General features: G+C 44.5%; 11 protein-coding genes. 8 read left to right on the top strand and 3 right to left on the bottom strand.

The window, feature by feature from the left end:
• Positions 1-7 precede the first annotated feature (7 nt).
• Positions 8-2,290 (bottom strand): glycosyltransferase, encoded by a 2,283-nt coding sequence (locus tag L0B18_RS06355; protein ID WP_234570490.1) that lies wholly within the window; start codon positions 2,288-2,290, stop codon positions 8-10.
• Between the two features lie 154 nt (positions 2,291-2,444).
• Here L0B18_RS06355 and L0B18_RS06350 point away from each other — a divergent pair, with 154 nt between their 5' ends.
• A complete protein-coding gene (locus L0B18_RS06350) occupies positions 2,445-3,446 on the top strand; it encodes a serine hydrolase domain-containing protein (RefSeq protein WP_234570488.1) in 1,002 nt (333 codons plus the stop codon).
• A gap of 65 nt (positions 3,447-3,511) precedes the next feature.
• Here L0B18_RS06350 and L0B18_RS06345 read toward each other — a convergent pair whose 3' ends face one another.
• Both L0B18_RS06345 and L0B18_RS06340 read right to left on the bottom strand, forming a co-directional pair.
• Positions 3,512-3,931 carry a VOC family protein gene (locus L0B18_RS06345; protein ID WP_234570486.1) on the bottom strand — a complete coding sequence of 140 codons (420 nt, stop codon included), beginning with the start codon at positions 3,929-3,931 and terminating at the stop codon, positions 3,512-3,514.
• Positions 3,932-4,042: 111 nt separating this feature from the next.
• Complete coding sequence (locus L0B18_RS06340; protein WP_234570485.1) at positions 4,043-4,768, bottom strand: DUF1499 domain-containing protein; 726 nt, start codon at positions 4,766-4,768, stop codon at positions 4,043-4,045.
• Positions 4,769-4,956: 188 nt separating this feature from the next.
• Here L0B18_RS06340 and gltX point away from each other — a divergent pair, with 188 nt between their 5' ends.
• The 7 genes from gltX (at position 4,957) to L0B18_RS06305 (ending at position 16,722) form a co-directional block, all read left to right on the top strand.
• Positions 4,957-6,447, top strand: coding sequence for a glutamate--tRNA ligase (gltX, locus tag L0B18_RS06335; RefSeq protein WP_234570483.1), 1,491 nt, complete (start codon positions 4,957-4,959; stop codon positions 6,445-6,447).
• A 192-nt stretch (positions 6,448-6,639) separates the two neighbouring features.
• Positions 6,640-7,119 carry a hypothetical protein gene (locus L0B18_RS06330; RefSeq protein WP_234570481.1) on the top strand — a complete coding sequence of 160 codons (480 nt, stop codon included), beginning with the start codon at positions 6,640-6,642 and terminating at the stop codon, positions 7,117-7,119.
• 2 nt (positions 7,120-7,121) lie between these two features.
• The gene (locus L0B18_RS06325) at positions 7,122-9,401 is read left to right on the top strand and encodes a TonB-dependent receptor (protein ID WP_234570479.1); all 2,280 of its coding nucleotides are present in this window, start codon (positions 7,122-7,124) and stop codon (positions 9,399-9,401) included.
• Between the two features lie 108 nt (positions 9,402-9,509).
• The gene (locus L0B18_RS06320) at positions 9,510-12,602 is read left to right on the top strand and encodes an AsmA family protein (protein ID WP_234570477.1); all 3,093 of its coding nucleotides are present in this window, start codon (positions 9,510-9,512) and stop codon (positions 12,600-12,602) included.
• Positions 12,603-12,732: 130 nt separating this feature from the next.
• Positions 12,733-14,676 (top strand): hypothetical protein, encoded by a 1,944-nt coding sequence (locus L0B18_RS06315; RefSeq protein WP_234570470.1) that lies wholly within the window; start codon positions 12,733-12,735, stop codon positions 14,674-14,676.
• A 135-nt stretch (positions 14,677-14,811) separates the two neighbouring features.
• Entirely contained in the window at positions 14,812-15,807 is a 996-nt protein-coding gene (gene lgt, locus L0B18_RS06310) for a prolipoprotein diacylglyceryl transferase (RefSeq protein WP_234570469.1), read from the top strand.
• Between the two features lie 144 nt (positions 15,808-15,951).
• Positions 15,952-16,722 carry an outer membrane lipoprotein-sorting protein gene (locus L0B18_RS06305; RefSeq protein WP_234570460.1) on the top strand — a complete coding sequence of 257 codons (771 nt, stop codon included), beginning with the start codon at positions 15,952-15,954 and terminating at the stop codon, positions 16,720-16,722.
• Positions 16,723-16,799 lie beyond the last annotated feature (77 nt).

Here is a 16,799-nt window from a genome sequence, read left to right as displayed (position 1 = left end):
GTAAAATCTAAAACTTCAGCTCAAAAGAACTGTCTTCCATCTGAAAACGGAAAGGATCCAACTGGGCAGCCATCGCGAAGAATGATTTGGCTTCGCCCTGCTCATTGCTTTTCTGGTACATATCTCCCGCCAGGTAAAACAATTCCGGGCACGATGGAAATTCACCAAGCATTTCATTCAATAGCGGAATGGCTTTATCGAACTCTTTGTCAGCGACAAAAATTTTGAGACGGTAAAGATCAAAAATCGGAAGATTTTTATCCGCCAAATTCATGTAATGTTTGCAGCGCGAATAGATATTTTTCTTGAAATAATAGTGGATAAAAAGAACCAGCAGCGAGTTGTCGGGCTGCATCCCGTCCAGCCGTTCTTCAAGAGTTCTGAGCAGTTCTCGTTCGTCGGCAATCAAGAGCGTTAAAATGATGGTAAAAAACTCATCGTCCGTCCAGGTTTCCCGGAGAATTTCGGTCCGGACTTCGTTAGTCAGATATCCCCGAACCGTTTCGAGCCATTCATCATCAGGATTCATAGGATTATCGGGCGCTCCCAAACGTTGAAATCTCTCGGGATGTGTACCCTGTTCCGGCATTTTCACGGGCCGGTCCGATCCCCATTTTTTAAAGAAACGCTCGCGATTCATCCACTTCAGTTCGGGATTAAGCTCAAGCCCCATCAGTTTGATGGTCGTTCCACGCTGGTGTTCTACAACCGTATTTCGAACCACCACAAGCTCCAAATCGCTTTCTGTCAGTTGTTTGCAGAAATCATCCATCTCGAAATAACTGAGCTGGTACTCTTCATCAAACCGAACCGGAAGATCCTTTTTGATCATAAAACAGCAACTGTCTACACGTTCGACCGCCAATAATGGCGTATCAGAAGAAGGCTCTTTGCTTTGCGCCTGGATTCGCGTGGAATTCAAAACCGGTGCTGTCAAAGCGGTTCTGCTCGATTTTCCGAATCCTCGTTTCAAAAGATCGACACTATTTTTTGAGAGTTGAACATCGTTGTGCATCACCAGGATGTACTCTCCTTTCGCCATTTCGATTCCGCGGTTTACAGAAGCTGCAAATCCATTATTGGCGTTGTTCGTTATGACCTTAATGTTCAGAAAGTTTTCCTGCTGAAGCTGTTCCAGGTAATCAAACGTATCATCAATGCTGGCGTTGTCGATAATAATTAACTCGGTTGTATCCGAATCCACAGCCTTTTCCAGATGTAAAAGGGCAAGTTCGAGTGGCTCTTTTCCATGAGCCGTTGTAGGAATAACAACCGACAACTCAATATCTTTTTTCTCTTTCTGGGAGGATAAATCTTCCGTTTCATTCTCCGGAAGTAGTGATAACTCACCTTGCTCTTCAGGCTCTTTTGGACGCCGCTGAAGAGAATGCTTCAGCTCGGCCGCTTCCACGTGGCGCCGAAGTTTTTCAAGCGCTGTAATTTTAATCCGGCTCCCTTCGTGATGCTCGGGATTACGTTTCAGAAATTTGTTGATCATTTCCAGCGCACGGTTGGCGTCTCCCTGCTGAAGCAGACGCCGGGCCTGAATCAGGTATTCATCGTCGGAAGTCTGCCGTTTCATTCGTGATTCTGAGTCCAGCAATTCATCCAGCAGAGCTTTTCTCACCGCACTTTCATCATTCAGGCGAAGTGCGGTGTACAAAAATTCCTGGACATCAAGATGTGAAGGATGAACCGACTGATCATCAGCAATCACAAAAAACGGATCGGTGGTGTACCAAACATTGCTCTCGACAAGACGAAATGCCAGTTCAGCCCCGTGAAGCTGGTCCAAAAAAGGATTGAAAAAAAGTTGTTCGGGATGGATCACATTCCGGTTCCAAACCAGGCAGCTATCGTCCGGAAGATCTCCCTCTTCTGCGGCATGAATCCAGTCGACCGGTTCATCCGGCAAGTGATAATCAAGCACCCAAAAAGCAGCGGGATCAGCTTTGAAACGGCGTATCGCCTCTTTCAGGAGTGATTCATTCAGGCGATCGGCCCGAAGCGGAGCCCATATCATTGTACCCGACGCCTGGGTGAGCGCCTCATTTAAACAGGTACCGCGCCCTTTTGATTCGGTATGCTCAAACAGATAAATTCGTTCGTTATCACTTTTGGCAATCCCTTTTTGGATGGCCTGTGAAGTGACCGGATCGGAGGCATCATCAATCACAATCAGTTCAAACTTTCCGTGCTCAAACTGTAAAATATCGTTTAAAAGAGCATTAAAATGTTTGCTCTTGGCATGAGTCGTTAAGATGATAGATAATTGGATGGAGTCTGTCATACGGGCTTTTCTTTCCCCAAATATACAACATGGAAAGCGTCACTCAAACGAGTTTATGAAATCACTTTTTCAAAAAAATTTAAAACGTTGTAAATCTCGTTTGCGTTTGCCGTATGAGGATTGAAATTCACCCAAACCCGTTGTATTTAGAGCCATGAAATTAGTTCTGACTTTCTTGTTTCTTACATTATTTATCGATGATGGAATTGCCTTTCAGCAGGATTCTCTCGATGAAATCTTCAATATTGGTACCGTTCAAAGCCTGGTTATTCAGAAGAATGATCAAATCATTTATGAAGAATACCGGGGTTCTATTGAGGGAGATGAGCCCACCAATATTAAATCAGCTTCAAAAAGTATCATTTCACTTTTGGTGGGAATTGCGATTGACAAAGGATTTATTGAAGGTGTTGATCAGACAATCGGCGATTTCTTTCCTGAGTATTTTGAGGAAAATCCTGATTCGGCCAAAGCGGCTATCACAATTCGCGATTTGCTCACCATGCGTAGCGGACTCGAAACCACCAGTTTTCGCAACTATGGCCGTTGGGTAATGAGCAGCAACTGGGTGGAATTTACACTTGATCAGCCTTTTGCAGAACAGCCCGGCGGACGAATGGTCTACAGTACCGGCACTTCTCATCTGCTTTCTGTAATTCTGACAAAAGCCACCGGAATGTCCACAAGGGCGTTTGCAAATGAATACCTTTTCGGCCCGATGGATATCCGGATCGGCGGCTGGGATCGTGATCCACAAGGATATTATATGGGAGGAAATAACCTGGCTGTGGCTCCGCTCGACCTTCTCAAAATCGGCGAATTAATGATGAATGTGGGCGAGTACGGTGGACAACAACTGATTTCAAAAGACTGGATCATGGAATCGGTACAAGTATACACACGCAGTAATTTCAACCCATATAATTATGGCTACATGTGGTGGCGCCGGCCAGTTGGAAATTATCAGATCTTCTTTGCCTGGGGAAATGGCGGGCAGTACATCATGATTTTACCGGAGCTGGATGCGATCATTTCCATTACATCCGATTTAGGCAGAAGCACCGGTTCAAGACGCTACCAGGATCGTATTTTTGATTTTTTGCGGGATACGATGATTCCATTTATTGAAGAAACCGGAGTTGATACCTCTTCTTGAATTGAAGGCCCCATCCTCTCAAATCCCTTCCCTATCCCGAAAACACGAGACAAGGAGCGGTTGGGTCATTTCGCAAAAATCTGTGATTCATCCCTGAACGCTTTAAACTCGAGCGCATTGCCACTGGGATCGAGGAAAAACATCGTAGCCTGCTCGCCGGGTTTTCCCCTGAAACGAATATACGGCTCGATAATAAATTCCAAGGCGTGTTCTTTCAGACGGTCGGCCAGTTCAAAAAATTCATCCCATTCCAGGATTACACCAAAATGTTTGGCCGGTACTTCGTGTCCGTCCACTTCGTTGGAAGCTGATTTTCCTGCATCATCCGGGCTGACATGCGCCACCACTTGGTGACCCCAAAAATCAAAATCAATCCATTTATCGGAACTTCGGCCGGTTTTACAACCGAGAATATCCCGGTAAAAATGGAGGGTTTTTTCAAGTTCTTTAACTGGGAATGCGAGGTGGAATCGGGGGATGCTCATAGAAAGTTAGGTGTAGTTAGTTGTCAGTTGACCGTAGTTTAGAGTTGGTAAAAAGATACTGATTTAAAACGTTCACAACACACAACCAGCCATTTACAACGGACAAATTCCTTATTCTAAACTCTGTTCCAAATCATTCAAAAATTCTTCAATTCGTTCGGCATTCACGCCCACATCACTCCGGCCAATTCGTGATTTGGAACGCATATCAACTTTTGTTCCTCCCACATCTGTTTGGGTGAATCGCAGAACTACATCGTCCTTAAAACCAAACCATGGCAAGGTTTCGGTGGCTTCAATCCGCCCTTCTTTGCGGTTGACCGCCACCAGTTTCCATTCACGTTCGCTCACCAGCATCACGGCGGCATCCATCACATCCTGAAGATCATTAGAAAGTTCAAGCGGCTGGATTTCAGGATAGGATTCCCGTTGCATTTCTGCGGTCTCTTCTCCTGCATATTCGGGAGGATTTGGAGCATTCTCCCGCAATCGAACCATTGCCGAGAATTCAGGCGGATTGTCCAGATCCGTCGTGATATCATGAATAGGCGGAACGGACTGCGCGCGCTGCTGCCAATAAAACGCTGTTCCGGCTACGATCCCCGTAATGATCAGAGAGAATACAACATAAGTAATCGCCTTCGCTTTTGATTTCCTCAAAAACCAAACCGAAACAAGATTGATAACCGTCAGGCCAATTGCTGCATAAGCACTGTATGTGAGAAGTGTAAATGCCATGCCAAGTGACCAAATGTTCCAGCTATACCCATACCCGGATAGGATGAATACAATTGTAGTGGCAACTGACAGGTAGAGAAGTATTCGTGAGTAGGCCATTTAACTCAGTTTAAGTGCGGGTTATCTCGGAATGTATAAAATTGAAACCACAAATTTCAGCATCAGAAAATTCTCCGAAGTCCCGAAAACTTCAGATATCTTGAACAGGTCTTTAAAATATTAGCCATCGTACAGAAATCCCCGTATTTTTGGGGTGAAAAAATTTTAAATAAAGTATTGATCATTTTATGAGTAACTCTGTTCGGGTTCGATTTGCACCTTCCCCCACCGGTTATCTACATATTGGTGGACTCAGAACGGCATTATACAACTACCTTTTTGCGAAACATCACAATGGCGATTTTATCCTGAGAATTGAAGACACCGACCAAAGCCGGTATGTGGAGGAAGCAGAAGAAGATATTCTGAAATCCCTTGCATGGAGCGGTATTGAAATTGACGAGGGACCTGAAAATCCGGGGGATCTTGGCCCTTATCGCCAAAGCGAACGTAAAGATATTTATCATAAATATGCCGATCAGCTCATTGAAAGCGGCCATGCTTACTATGCGTTTGACACAACCGACGAGCTGGGTCAGATGAGAGAACGGCTTCAGAAATCCGGAAATCCTTCTCCGAAGTATGATGCCATTACGCGCCAGTCGATGAAAAACAGTCTGACTCTTCCGTCCGAAGAAGTAGAGAAACGATTGGATGCCGGTGAAGAATATGTGGTTCGGCTGAAAGTTCCACGACGCGAAACGGTCCGGTTTGAAGATTTGATTCGCGGGCACGTCTCTTTCGAAACCAAAGGCTTGGATGACCAGGTTCTTCTGAAATCAGACGGTATGCCGACTTATCACCTCGCCAATGTTGTGGACGATCACGAAATGCAAATTTCCCATGTGATTCGCGGCGAAGAGTGGCTCAGCAGTACACCGAAGCACGTTCTCCTTTACCAGGCGTTTGGCTGGGAAATGCCCGAGATGGCGCACCTTCCGTTGATAATGTCGCCCAGCGGCGGAAAGCTTTCCAAACGGAAAGCAGAATCGGAAGGAATTCCAATCAATACAAAAGATTATATCGAACAGCATTACGAAGCGGATGCATTGGTCAACTTCCTCGCCTACCTCGGTTGGAGTCCCGGCGATGACAGTGAAATTCATTCACTACAAGAACTGATTCAACTTTTTACGATGGATCGGGTGAGCAAAGGCGGCGCCGTTTTCAATCACAAAAAACTGCTTTGGTATAACGAACATTATCTTCGTGAACAGCCGGACAAAGTGATCGCTTCCCGTCTGAAGGAAATTACTGAAAGAGATCAGATTAAAGAGGTGGATGACAACTATCTTGAAAAAGCAGTCGGGCTTCTGAAAGACCGGGTCAGCAAGATTGATGAAATCCTGGAGATGGGCAGTTTCTTTTTTGAGGATCCAAAAGAGTACGATGAAAATGCTCTTAAAAAATGGAAAGCCGACAGTGCCGAACTTGTGTCTCTCTACAAATCCGAAATAGAAGAACTCTCTGATGAAGAATTTAAAGCTGCAACGTTAAAAACATCGCTCGAATCCGTCATCAACAAAAAAGAGGTCGGGTTCGGTAAACTGATGATGCCGTTGAGAATTGCTGTAACCGGACAAGGTTTTGGCCCGGATCTGTTTGCATCCATGGAGCTTCTTGGAAAAGAGACCGTTCTGAGACGGATTGTTACGGCACTTGACGAGTTGGAACAATGAAAAAAGTTCCCTCTTGATAGGGGTGTGTTCAATTAAGATGTAAGCTAAAGTCTCATGAACACACCTCTCGTTTAATCGAAAGCGATTACACTTTTCTCCTCTCCCCGAAAAAGTCGGGACAGGCAAGAGGAGAGTTCTTTCTACCCCTTGATTGCGTCCCAACCGTTAATCATATTACGGCAAAAACAGCTATTGAATCATTCTCTGTCCATATCTTTTGCCCTTATTTTTTTTGCTTCCTTTTGGCTTACCGGTTGCGAAGGTGGGCTGGAACCGCCAATGGAAGAAACCAATCCTACCGGAGTGATTACTGGAATTGTTACTTACTCCGGTGAGTGGCCGCCGGCTGATTCACTGGAGAGACTGGTATTTGTCCCCTTGAAAAATGAACCGCGAACAGCCCAGGACATTTTTGCCGATATCGAAAACCTCGTATTCAGTGAACAGCTGGATTATTTCGTTGAAAGAGATACGTTTACAGTCGCAGACGTTCCAAACGGAACGTACATTTATAATGCCGTTGCTCAACAATACGGTACAAATATTTTTGCAGACTGGCGGCCGGTTGGGCTTTATAAAGAAAATGGCGGAATCATTATTGTGAATGGAGATACCACATCCATTACCGTTCATGTAGATTTTAACAATCTCCCACCGTTCAATATCGAGTAGTTATGAAACAGCCAGCATTCATTTTATCGGCGTTTACAGCTATCTGTTTAATCGTTTTCGGTACCGGTTCTGTAAAAGCCCAAAATGGATTCGGAATCATCGAAGGCACGGTTCAAAACAGTTCGGGAGAATCTTTGCCGGGCGTACACATCACCATTTCCAATCTGAATATTGGAACCGTTTCAAATTCGGATGGATTTTTTCGGATGACTTCCATTCCGAGTGGTTCGCACCTTCTGAATTTTTCTATGATCGGCTTTGAGGATTACTCTGAAACCCTTTCCATTCAAAGCGGTCAAACGTTGTCGCTCGAAATCGAACTGATGCCACTCATTTTTCAGTCAGATGAATTGTTCGTCACAGCATCCCGGAGAAGCCAGCTTATTGGAAAAGTATCTGTCAGCATAAATACCGTTTCACCGGAAGAACTCACATCCCGAAATATTACATCACTGGATCAGGCACTGGAATACGTTCCGGGCGTGCAGGTTCATGGAAATTCGGTGAATATTCGCGGCTCATCCGGATTTTCGTATGGTGTTGGAAGCCGGGTTCTCCTTTTGGTCGATGGCGTTCCTCTCATGGGGCCCGATGACGGAGGAATGGATTTTGACGGACTTCCGCTGGTTCAAACCCGGCAGATTGAAGTTCTGAAAAGCCCCGGATCGGCACTTTACGGTGGCGGAGCTTTGGGAGGTGTAGTCAATATCATCACCAAAGATTTTTCCGAACAACCCGAAAACATACTCCGATTTTATGGCGGAGCTTATGAGCCGGTTCGATATGGCGAATGGACTTCCGACTGGGATGGCGCTTCGGATTATCGTCCGCAAGGTGGATTGATTTTTGGACGATCTCACCAGGTTTCAGATTCCTTTGGATATTGGATCAGTGGGAAAATTCATGCCGACACCGGGTACCTTCAGCAGAACTCAAGCAAGGGATTTGAGACCTATACCAAACTCGGCTGGAACATTTCTGATGACATCAACCTCTCCATGTATGCCGGCATCCGCCGTAACAATAACGAGCAATTCCTGTATTGGGGCGGACTGGGTGATGTCCTTGTTCCCGGCACCATCAGCCTGACCGGCAATGAAGCAACCGGCGCAAACGACGGACTTTCTGACCGGTTAACCATACTTCCCGTTTTCCGGCATACTGTCAACAAGAAAGTTCAATACACTATCAAAGGCCGCCTTTTTGGTGTAGCATTCCGGCCGCTTGATGATGAAGGCAATATTCGTCCTTCAGATAAACACAACAAAGGAATCCGATATGGAGGGGAAGCCCAGATCAACTTTCAGGCCACAGATGAGATGATTCTCAGCGGCGGTTTTTCTTTTGATGAAAATGTGGTGGATTCAGACCTCTTTTTTGGTGAAGACTCTCTGCGTGTTCGGAGTCAGCCGGAAGGCGCACTTTTTCTTCAGGCCGAATATAACTGGAGCGACAGATTTACCACAACAGCCGGACTCCGTTACGATGCGTATCAAGTTCATACGCAAGAAACAGCGACACAGTTCAGCCCGAAATTCAGTACATCCTATTCCATTTCTGATTATGTGACAGCACGCGCTTCCTTCGGTAAAGGATTCCGTGTACCCAGTGTTGCTGAGCGCTTTGTCACCAGCAGCGACTTCTTCCCACTCGAATCAAACCTGACCTTGAAACCTGAAACAAGTACCGGCTATGAAGCGGGGATTACCTATCTCGGGCCATTTATAAATTCCCTCAGCTTAAAAGCAGAATTAACCGGTTTTTGGAATGAATATCGCCGACTTGTAGAACCAACGTTTGTGGAAGAACTTGCAGCATTTCAATTTGTGAATGTAACCAAAGCCAGGATCCGGGGAGCTGAGGCATCTGTTTCGCTATCAACCCTGGATCAAAATCACCAGATCCGTTTGGGATATACCTATCTCGATGCCACTGACCTCGAATTAAATGAGCCCCTGCTCTATCGATCAGAACATCTGTTAAATGTATCGGCAAATTCAATGGTTACAAGCTGGCTTCAGTCCGGAATTGATTTCCGTGCAGCAAGTCCGCCGGAACGTGTAGATACCGACTTTTCTCTTTTTGTTCCGGACGCGGATGTATTTCCAGCCCAATATATTACGGATGCCCGCCTTAAATTCTTGCTTCTAAATTCTGAGAGCGGCCCGGAGCTAAATGCCTCATTCCTGGTTAACAATATCTTCGATTATTACTATGTAGAAAGACCCGCTATTTTTGCTCCTCCCCGAAATTTTCAGATTGTTATTGAAGCTATTTTTTGAGAATAAATTAAGAGCTAATTTCTGGGAATATCCTCCTGTATCTCTTGGATTTATGGGAACAATCTGCGCTACAGATTGTTTGTTTATATAAATGGATACAATATCATTATGAGAACTTTTTTAAAGATACTTGCAGGCGTACTCATTTTTTTGATTCTCGCGCTGGTTGGTCTGAATCTGTATTTCACGGACGAACGGCTGAAAGAAACCGTTTTACCCAAAGTCCGTGAAGCCACCGGAAGCGATATTCAGGTGAGCACAATGTCAATCACCTTTTTCAGAACATTTCCGCAGTTCGGTGTAGAACTGGATGAAATTCTTGTCCCCGATCCTGAAAGTGAACCTGTTGCTACAATTGATGAACTTCTTCTCTCGCTTGAATTTTTCAGCCTTTTTGGGGATGAAATATCTATTTCCAACCTGGATGTTCGCCACCCTACAGTTTTCTATACGGTGTACGAAGACTCCACCACCAACATCGATTTTTTGCTTGAAAATTTTGAAAGTGAAGAGGATACCACCGCACAATCTACAAGTATTTCTATATCCGGTTTTGAGCTGACCGACGGCAGCATCAATTACCGCGATCAGACCAATCATTCATCTCTCATTTTAGAAGATTTGGATGCCGATATTTCGCTCTCATTCGGAGAAATCATTGAAAGTACAATTGATGCCGAGCTGGCTTCCCTTTCCTATTCTGTGGGCGAAACTGTCTATCTGGAAGATTTGGCATTAAGCATGGACCAGACTTCCACCCTGGATATGGAGAATGAAATCTTAACTTTCTCTGAAGGTACTTTTTCGATTCGCGGACTTGCCCTTGATCTTTCCGGTTCCGTTTCAAAATGGAGCAGTGAAGCGCCGGAGGTCTCACTTAATTTTAGTTCCAGTTCCGAAAATTTTGGAGAACTTCTGAGACTGGCCCCGCCGGAATATGAGGAACAGCTTAGCGGACTTGAAACCAGCGGTTCTCTTGTCTTGGAAGGAAATGTAGAGGGAAGTATAACAGAAGGTTCCTATCCAAATTTCAATATAACTGTACAGGTTCAGGATGGTTATTTACAGGATCCCGATTTGCCGGAGGCCATTCAAAACATCAACATTTCCGCAGTAGTGAATAACGAGCTTGCCACTATCGATCAATTCAGTGCCGAAGCAGGAGAAAACCATCTCAGAGGATCCGGAAGAATTGAGCGGCCGCTTGAAGACAATGCTTCCTTTACGCTCGATGCCACCGGAGATATTAACCTTGCAACGATCAGCAGTTTTTACCCGATTGATGAGGTTGGGATTGAACGGTTGAGCGGTCAATTAAATCTTGATGCCACTGCCAACGGCCGGATGGATGATTTCGAAAACACCGACTTTTCCGGTGAATTTATTCTTGCAGACGGAAGCCTGAAATATGCAGATGTGCCGAATTCCATTGAAGAAATAAATGCCCGGATCGACGCTAATCAAAACAGGATTCAAATTGCAGAATCTGGATTTACGGCAGAAACAAATCAATTCAGGCTTTCAGGAACCATCATGAATCCGCTGGATGAAAACCAACGAACAGTGGATGTGGTTTCAAATGTTAATTTCGACCTCGCAACCATCAAAAATTTCTACCCCATTGATGAGGATACACTTTCCATGCGGGGAAAACTGGTGGCAGAGGTTGCTTTAAAAGGCCGGCCTGATCCCGATCAGATAGAAACCGTTTTGCAAAGTGGTACTATTGAGCTGACGAATGGATTTCTCTCTCATAAATCACTGGCCAACCCAATCCGCGATATTACTTTCCGGGCCAATGCAAGCGGACGAACTTTAAACATCACCGAAGCAAATTTTGCAACCGGAGAAAATGCACTGGCCGTGAACGGTTCGGTTACCGATTACCTGAGTGACGAACCTGTCATTAATCTCAATTTGGATGGAGATGCTGTGTTTGGCAGTATCACTCAATACTATTCTCTTGAGCCGATGATCCAGGAATTAACCGGGAATGCAGCTTTAAATCTGAATGTAAGAGGCCCGATAGGAAATGCTGAAAACATGTCCCTGAATGGCTCATTTGAAGTGGAAAACGTAACAGCCCGGGGCGATTCGTTACCACTTCCGGTTACACAGCTTTCAGGCCGAATGACTGCCACTCCACAGCAGATGAATCTCGAACGATTTTCCATGAATTTTGGAGAGTCTGATATTCAACTGGAAGGTTCGCTGCAAAATTATATGGCATTCTTGGGCGAACAAAATTCCACATCGGCCATGCCTACCGTTAATGGAACCTATACGAGTAGCTTGGTAAATGTAGACGAAATGATTAACTGGGAAGAAGAAACGGACGCTGAACCGACCCCGGTTGAACTTCCGGACATGGTTGCCTCTGTTCGTGCAGAAATCGACAGACTTCAAATATTCGGACTCTCTATTACAAATATTAGTGGCAACGGACGCATGACACCAAATACACTTGGAGTTTCTAATGCCACTGCACAACTTTTTGGTGGAGAAGCCAATGGGAATATGGAATGGAGTATTCCCGATCCCCTGAATACGAGCATATCATTTGAAGGCAAACTGGACAGTCTCCAGGCCAAGTCATTCTTTCGCGATACGGGTTTTCTTGGCCCAAAGAGTACGATCCATCAATACTTGACGGGTGCATTCAGTGCAGATATCGAGTATTCAGCACAACTTCAGCCCAATTTATCACCCGATATTGAAACGGCTGAAGCCAGTGGCACTTTCGGCATGACAAAAGTGAGACTTTCCGGTCATCCAATTCAGCAAAAAATCGCTGAATATTTGAAAGTTTCGGAACTATCAACCCTCACATTGGATCGCTGGAATGCCAATTTCACAATGGCGGATGCCGTAATGACGTTGGAGAATTTTAAGCTCACAAGTGGAAATCTTGGGCTTGAATTGAATGGTACATTAAATATGGTTTCCGACCAGATCGACTATAAAGCGACAGTATTGCTGCCCGAGCGTTTCAAAAAGGGAATAGCATCTGTTATTTCAACAAGAGCGGCTGATGCATTGCAACTCGAAGACGGGCGCTTGGCTGTGCCCCTTCAGGTTACGGGAACAACAGCCTCTCCGAAAGTTGGCCCGGACACGGTAACGATCGATCAAATTGTCCGAGATTATGTCCAGCAGGGAGCCAAAAATGTACTCAGAAATCTTCTTGATGGTTCTGAATAGCATTTTTTATTTGAGGCTAAAAAATTAAAAAACAGTCATTTCTATTGTAATTTTCCTCTCAAAGACGTATCGTTTATCCACTGCTGGTCTAAATTAAACACGTGCCTGTCAGCATTACTTTTTGTTTGGAATGAAAAGCTGGGGAAAAATATCACTCTTCTTATTGGCGTTGATTTTTTTTGGGGAGAAAGAATCCGGAGCTCAAAATAATCAACAAGAACCCAATCGACTTAGTATTGGTATAATGGGGGCTGTGACTACTGGCCATCTTAATGTTGGGTCGGCATTTCAATCGGGTTTGGATGCAAATTTTGAATTCGAAGAACGCCTGAACAGTACCGTTGGTTTCAATCTCCGTTATGTAGCTACACCGGAAATCGCTCTCCAGACAAATGTTGTATTTGGTAAGTTTTCTATTCTGAGTGATATCTTCCCCGACGATGCTCTTACATTTGATAACAATTACGTATCCACAACTTTATCTACCCAGCTAAGTCTTGTGCGATTATTTGGTGCGTCTGCCAGAAATTTCAACCTCTTTGGAAGTTTTGGAACAGGTTTAATGTTCAATGATGTTTCCATTCACTCCGATCATCCAAGTATCACACAATCGGATGTAACAGCTGCCGATCACCCTTTTCAAACATTTTTCACCACCTTTGGCGGTGGACTTCGATTTAACCTCGGCCACAGGCTCGACTCATTTGCTCAGTACGAATATTCTTCTGCCAGCAGAGATATTATTGATGGAAATTTTATTGGAGACCTGTTGCAGCTTGACGGATCTTCACAAATTTCAAACTCCTGGAGTGCCGTTACTTTTGGATTGCAATTTAAATTTGGAGGTGGAAATGTAGATGCAGACTGGCCTACAGTTTCACGGGTTATTGCACCAGAACCTCCACCCGAGCCTTCCATGTTTGAACGTTTGGAAGAGCTTCTTGCACGACAGGCAGATTTGTTCCAAGAGGAAATCGGCCAGTTAAATGAAAGAATCGATTCTCTTGAAGTAGCCCTCGTTGAAGAGAAACAAAAAAATGAAGAACTGCGAATGGATGCGCCACCTCCAAATGAGCAAATGGCGGAAATGATTCGTGAGTTACAACAAAAAGTTGCCGAACTTGAAAGTGCTCTTGCCGCTGAAAATGAGGCACCTGAACAACCTACCATTGCTCAGCAGCCAGAAGAGCCGAAGCAATTACCAAAAAGAGAAGAACGTCCCGAGCAATTAGCGATTCAACGGGTTCGCATACAGGGAGAGAAGCTGGGGGTTCGACAAGTACCAAAACCTCTGCCGATTGATATTGTTCTGGTACCAGATGAGCCTGAGACTCAAGATGCAGAATTAATAGCTGAATCAGTAGATACTCCGGAAAATGAAGTGGTTGAGGAACAGCCGCAGGATTTGGAAGTTGAGCAGGCAGCCGAAACGATTGAAGATGAAGCTCCTGTAGAGGAAGTAGTTACCGAAACTGTGATTGAGGAAACAGTTACCGAGGCTGACAAACCCACTGAACCAACAGAAATTTCTGAAACTCTTGCTGAAGCAGATACTGATAAAACTGAGATTGTAGAACATGATCAGGAAGATATTATCAAGAGAGCTGACTCTTTGAGAGTGATTGAGTCTATTGAAGAACTTGACAGTACAGACCGCGGAATGTCACCGGTTAGAACAGATGTTACCAAACCTGACACTGCAGATTTAGTTACACCAAAACCGGAAGAAAAAGAACCGGAACTTCCCGCAGCTCAGCCGAAAAAAGATGTAAGTAAGGAAACTCTCGCCTCTGCAGATGTCACAAAAGACGATGCTGCAACCACAACATCTGAGGAACAACAAGCAGATATTGCCGAATCAACCATTCAGACTGATGCAGACACTACTGCTGCAATGGCACCCACTGAAGACGAGGCCACAGAACCAATGGATGCCATAGAACAGACAGAAGATGAAGACATAAAATGGACCTGGTACGCTCTCATCGCGGTAGCTGTTTTAGGAGCGGTTTATTTTCTTTCAAAATTCATAAAACCAAAATCAGGTTCTGACTCAGACTCTGCTTCGGCTTAATGATAGCTTTCCTGCTATCACTTTATTTAAAATTAGAAGCTGTTAAATTTCTCTTCATTTTGCGTACAGGTCTGTATTTACCACTTCGCTTTCGTATTTTCCCACTCAAATTATTTATCACCATGAACTGAGTTTATGAATACAAGCGATTATTTAGTTTGGGAATTGGATCCCGTCATCTTCACAATACCGGAATTCGGGCTTCCATTTCCGGTGTCTATCTGGGGGCTCATTCTTGGATTTATTCTTATCTACTTTGGCTTTCAGAAAATCTCCCCTGCGTCAGAAAAAGAAGAACCAGAATCATGGAAAGTTTGGGCTGTAATTCTGGGCTCACTGATTGTGGCTCAAATTCCATTTCTTTTGATTGATTCTCCTACTCTCAACTCTATCGGGCCTATTCAACCCCGCTGGTATGGATTAATGTGGGTGTGTGCATTTGCCAGCGGTTACATGATTGGAGTAAAGATGTACAAAGATGCCGGCAAATCGATTGAAGATTTAGACCGTTTGTTGATGTACGTGTTGGTGGGAACTGTGATTGGCGCCCGGCTTGGCCATGTATTTTTCTATGAAGCAGAATTCTACCTGCGAAACCCGATTCTTATTCCGCAAGTTTGGACGGGTGGGCTGGCCAGCCATGGCGCTGCGATTGGAATTATTGTTGCCATGTATTTATATGCTAAAAAAACTTCCTGGGCCTCTTTCTTCTGGGTGGCCGACCGTGTCGTTCCGGGTGTAGCCATTGGTGGAATGTTTATCAGAATTGGTAATTTCTTTAATTCCGAAATTGTGGGGATACCGACTGATGTACCGTGGGCCATTATTTTTACACGGATTGATATGCTTCCCCGCCATCCATCTATGCTGTATGAAGCAATTCTGTGTTTAATCGTTTTGGTCGTGTTATGGACCATTTACAAAAAATACGACCAAAAACCCCCCGAAGGTTCTCTCTTCGCAACGTTCCTCATTCTTCTTTTCGGAGGGCGGTTTTTCCTCGAATTTGCTAAACAAACTCTCGCTGATTTCCTTGAAGGATCCTTACTCGATATGGGGCAGCTTCTAAGTATCCCGCTTGTGCTGATTGGCATCTGGATTCTTTGGAAAAAAGTTAACTGGAAACGATAGATAATTCGCCGTCCGGAACTGATTGAGCAGCAAACAAAGCTCTTCGTCAGTTCCTGATATCGAAAAAATCAGTCGCTTTTTCAACTCCTTCAATTAATGAACGCTGTTTCTGTCGGGTATGTTTGTTGAAATCAAAAAAGTACCATGCATAGAATCATTTTATTTGTGTCGATTATTTGGTTCGCAAATGTGCCGCTTCTTGCCCAGGAACGAATAACCGATGAATCTCAAGCCCGGACTGTTTTTGAAGAAGTGGAAGAACGGCGAAATCCCATTGAAACCGAATGGTCAATCCTGGATATGGTAATTACAGATTCCAGGGGACGTACCAGAAATCGCACCATGCAATCCTGGAGCCAAAACCGGGATGGAAATAACGACAACCTCATTATTTTTTCTGAACCGGGCAGTGTTCGTGGAACGGGCTTTCTTACCGTAAATGAGGATGGTAATGAAACACAACATCTGTACCTTCCATCCATCGGCCGAATCCAGGTAATCAGTGCTGCTGAGCAGGGAGACTCGTTTATGGGGAGCGATTTTACCTATGAAGATTTGGGAGATCAAAATCCGGATGATTATGAATTTCAATGGCTGGAAACGAACGATAATTTACACACCATTCGCGCCACAAAACCGGAATCTGACCAATATGCATTTGTTGAGTTCGACATCCAAAAAGACACTTATGCGTTGGAAACCGTTCGTTACTACAACGAAAGTGAAGAACTCATAAAACGCCTTGAGTCTGAAAGTTTTGAACAGATTACAGATGTACTCTGGAGTCCTACAAAAATGACCATGTTTGATCTGCGTGAAGATCGAAAAACAGAACTAACCTGGCAGAAACGGGAGATCAATACAGACATTCCCGATTGGCGGTTTACAGTTCGGGGATTAAGACGGGGAATTTAATGTCAAATCTCGAGCAGATCATCGCAAATTATCAATGTCTTGTACTCTGAGATTGCCGCGCTTCGCTCGCAATGACT

The sequence above is a fragment of the Rhodohalobacter sp. 614A genome, from assembly GCF_021462415.1.
In the GTDB taxonomy this organism is placed as follows: Bacteria; Bacteroidota; Rhodothermia; order Balneolales; family Balneolaceae; genus Rhodohalobacter.
This window is presented reverse-complemented; position numbering and strand designations above follow the sequence as displayed.

Coding starts and splice junctions, on each gene's coding strand:
- L0B18_RS06305 (WP_234570460.1), top strand. CDS start 15,952: ATGCATAGAATCATTTTATTTGTGTCGATTATTTGGTTCGCAAATGTG.
- gltX (WP_234570483.1), top strand. CDS start 4,957: ATGAGTAACTCTGTTCGGGTTCGATTTGCACCTTCCCCCACCGGTTAT.
- L0B18_RS06345 (WP_234570486.1), bottom strand. CDS start 3,931: ATGAGCATCCCCCGATTCCACCTCGCATTCCCAGTTAAAGAACTTGAA.
- L0B18_RS06350 (WP_234570488.1), top strand. CDS start 2,445: ATGAAATTAGTTCTGACTTTCTTGTTTCTTACATTATTTATCGATGAT.
- lgt (WP_234570469.1), top strand. CDS start 14,812: ATGAATACAAGCGATTATTTAGTTTGGGAATTGGATCCCGTCATCTTC.
- L0B18_RS06320 (WP_234570477.1), top strand. CDS start 9,510: ATGAGAACTTTTTTAAAGATACTTGCAGGCGTACTCATTTTTTTGATT.
- L0B18_RS06355 (WP_234570490.1), bottom strand. CDS start 2,290: ATGACAGACTCCATCCAATTATCTATCATCTTAACGACTCATGCCAAG.
- L0B18_RS06325 (WP_234570479.1), top strand. CDS start 7,122: ATGAAACAGCCAGCATTCATTTTATCGGCGTTTACAGCTATCTGTTTA.
- L0B18_RS06340 (WP_234570485.1), bottom strand. CDS start 4,768: ATGGCCTACTCACGAATACTTCTCTACCTGTCAGTTGCCACTACAATT.
- L0B18_RS06315 (WP_234570470.1), top strand. CDS start 12,733: ATGAAAAGCTGGGGAAAAATATCACTCTTCTTATTGGCGTTGATTTTT.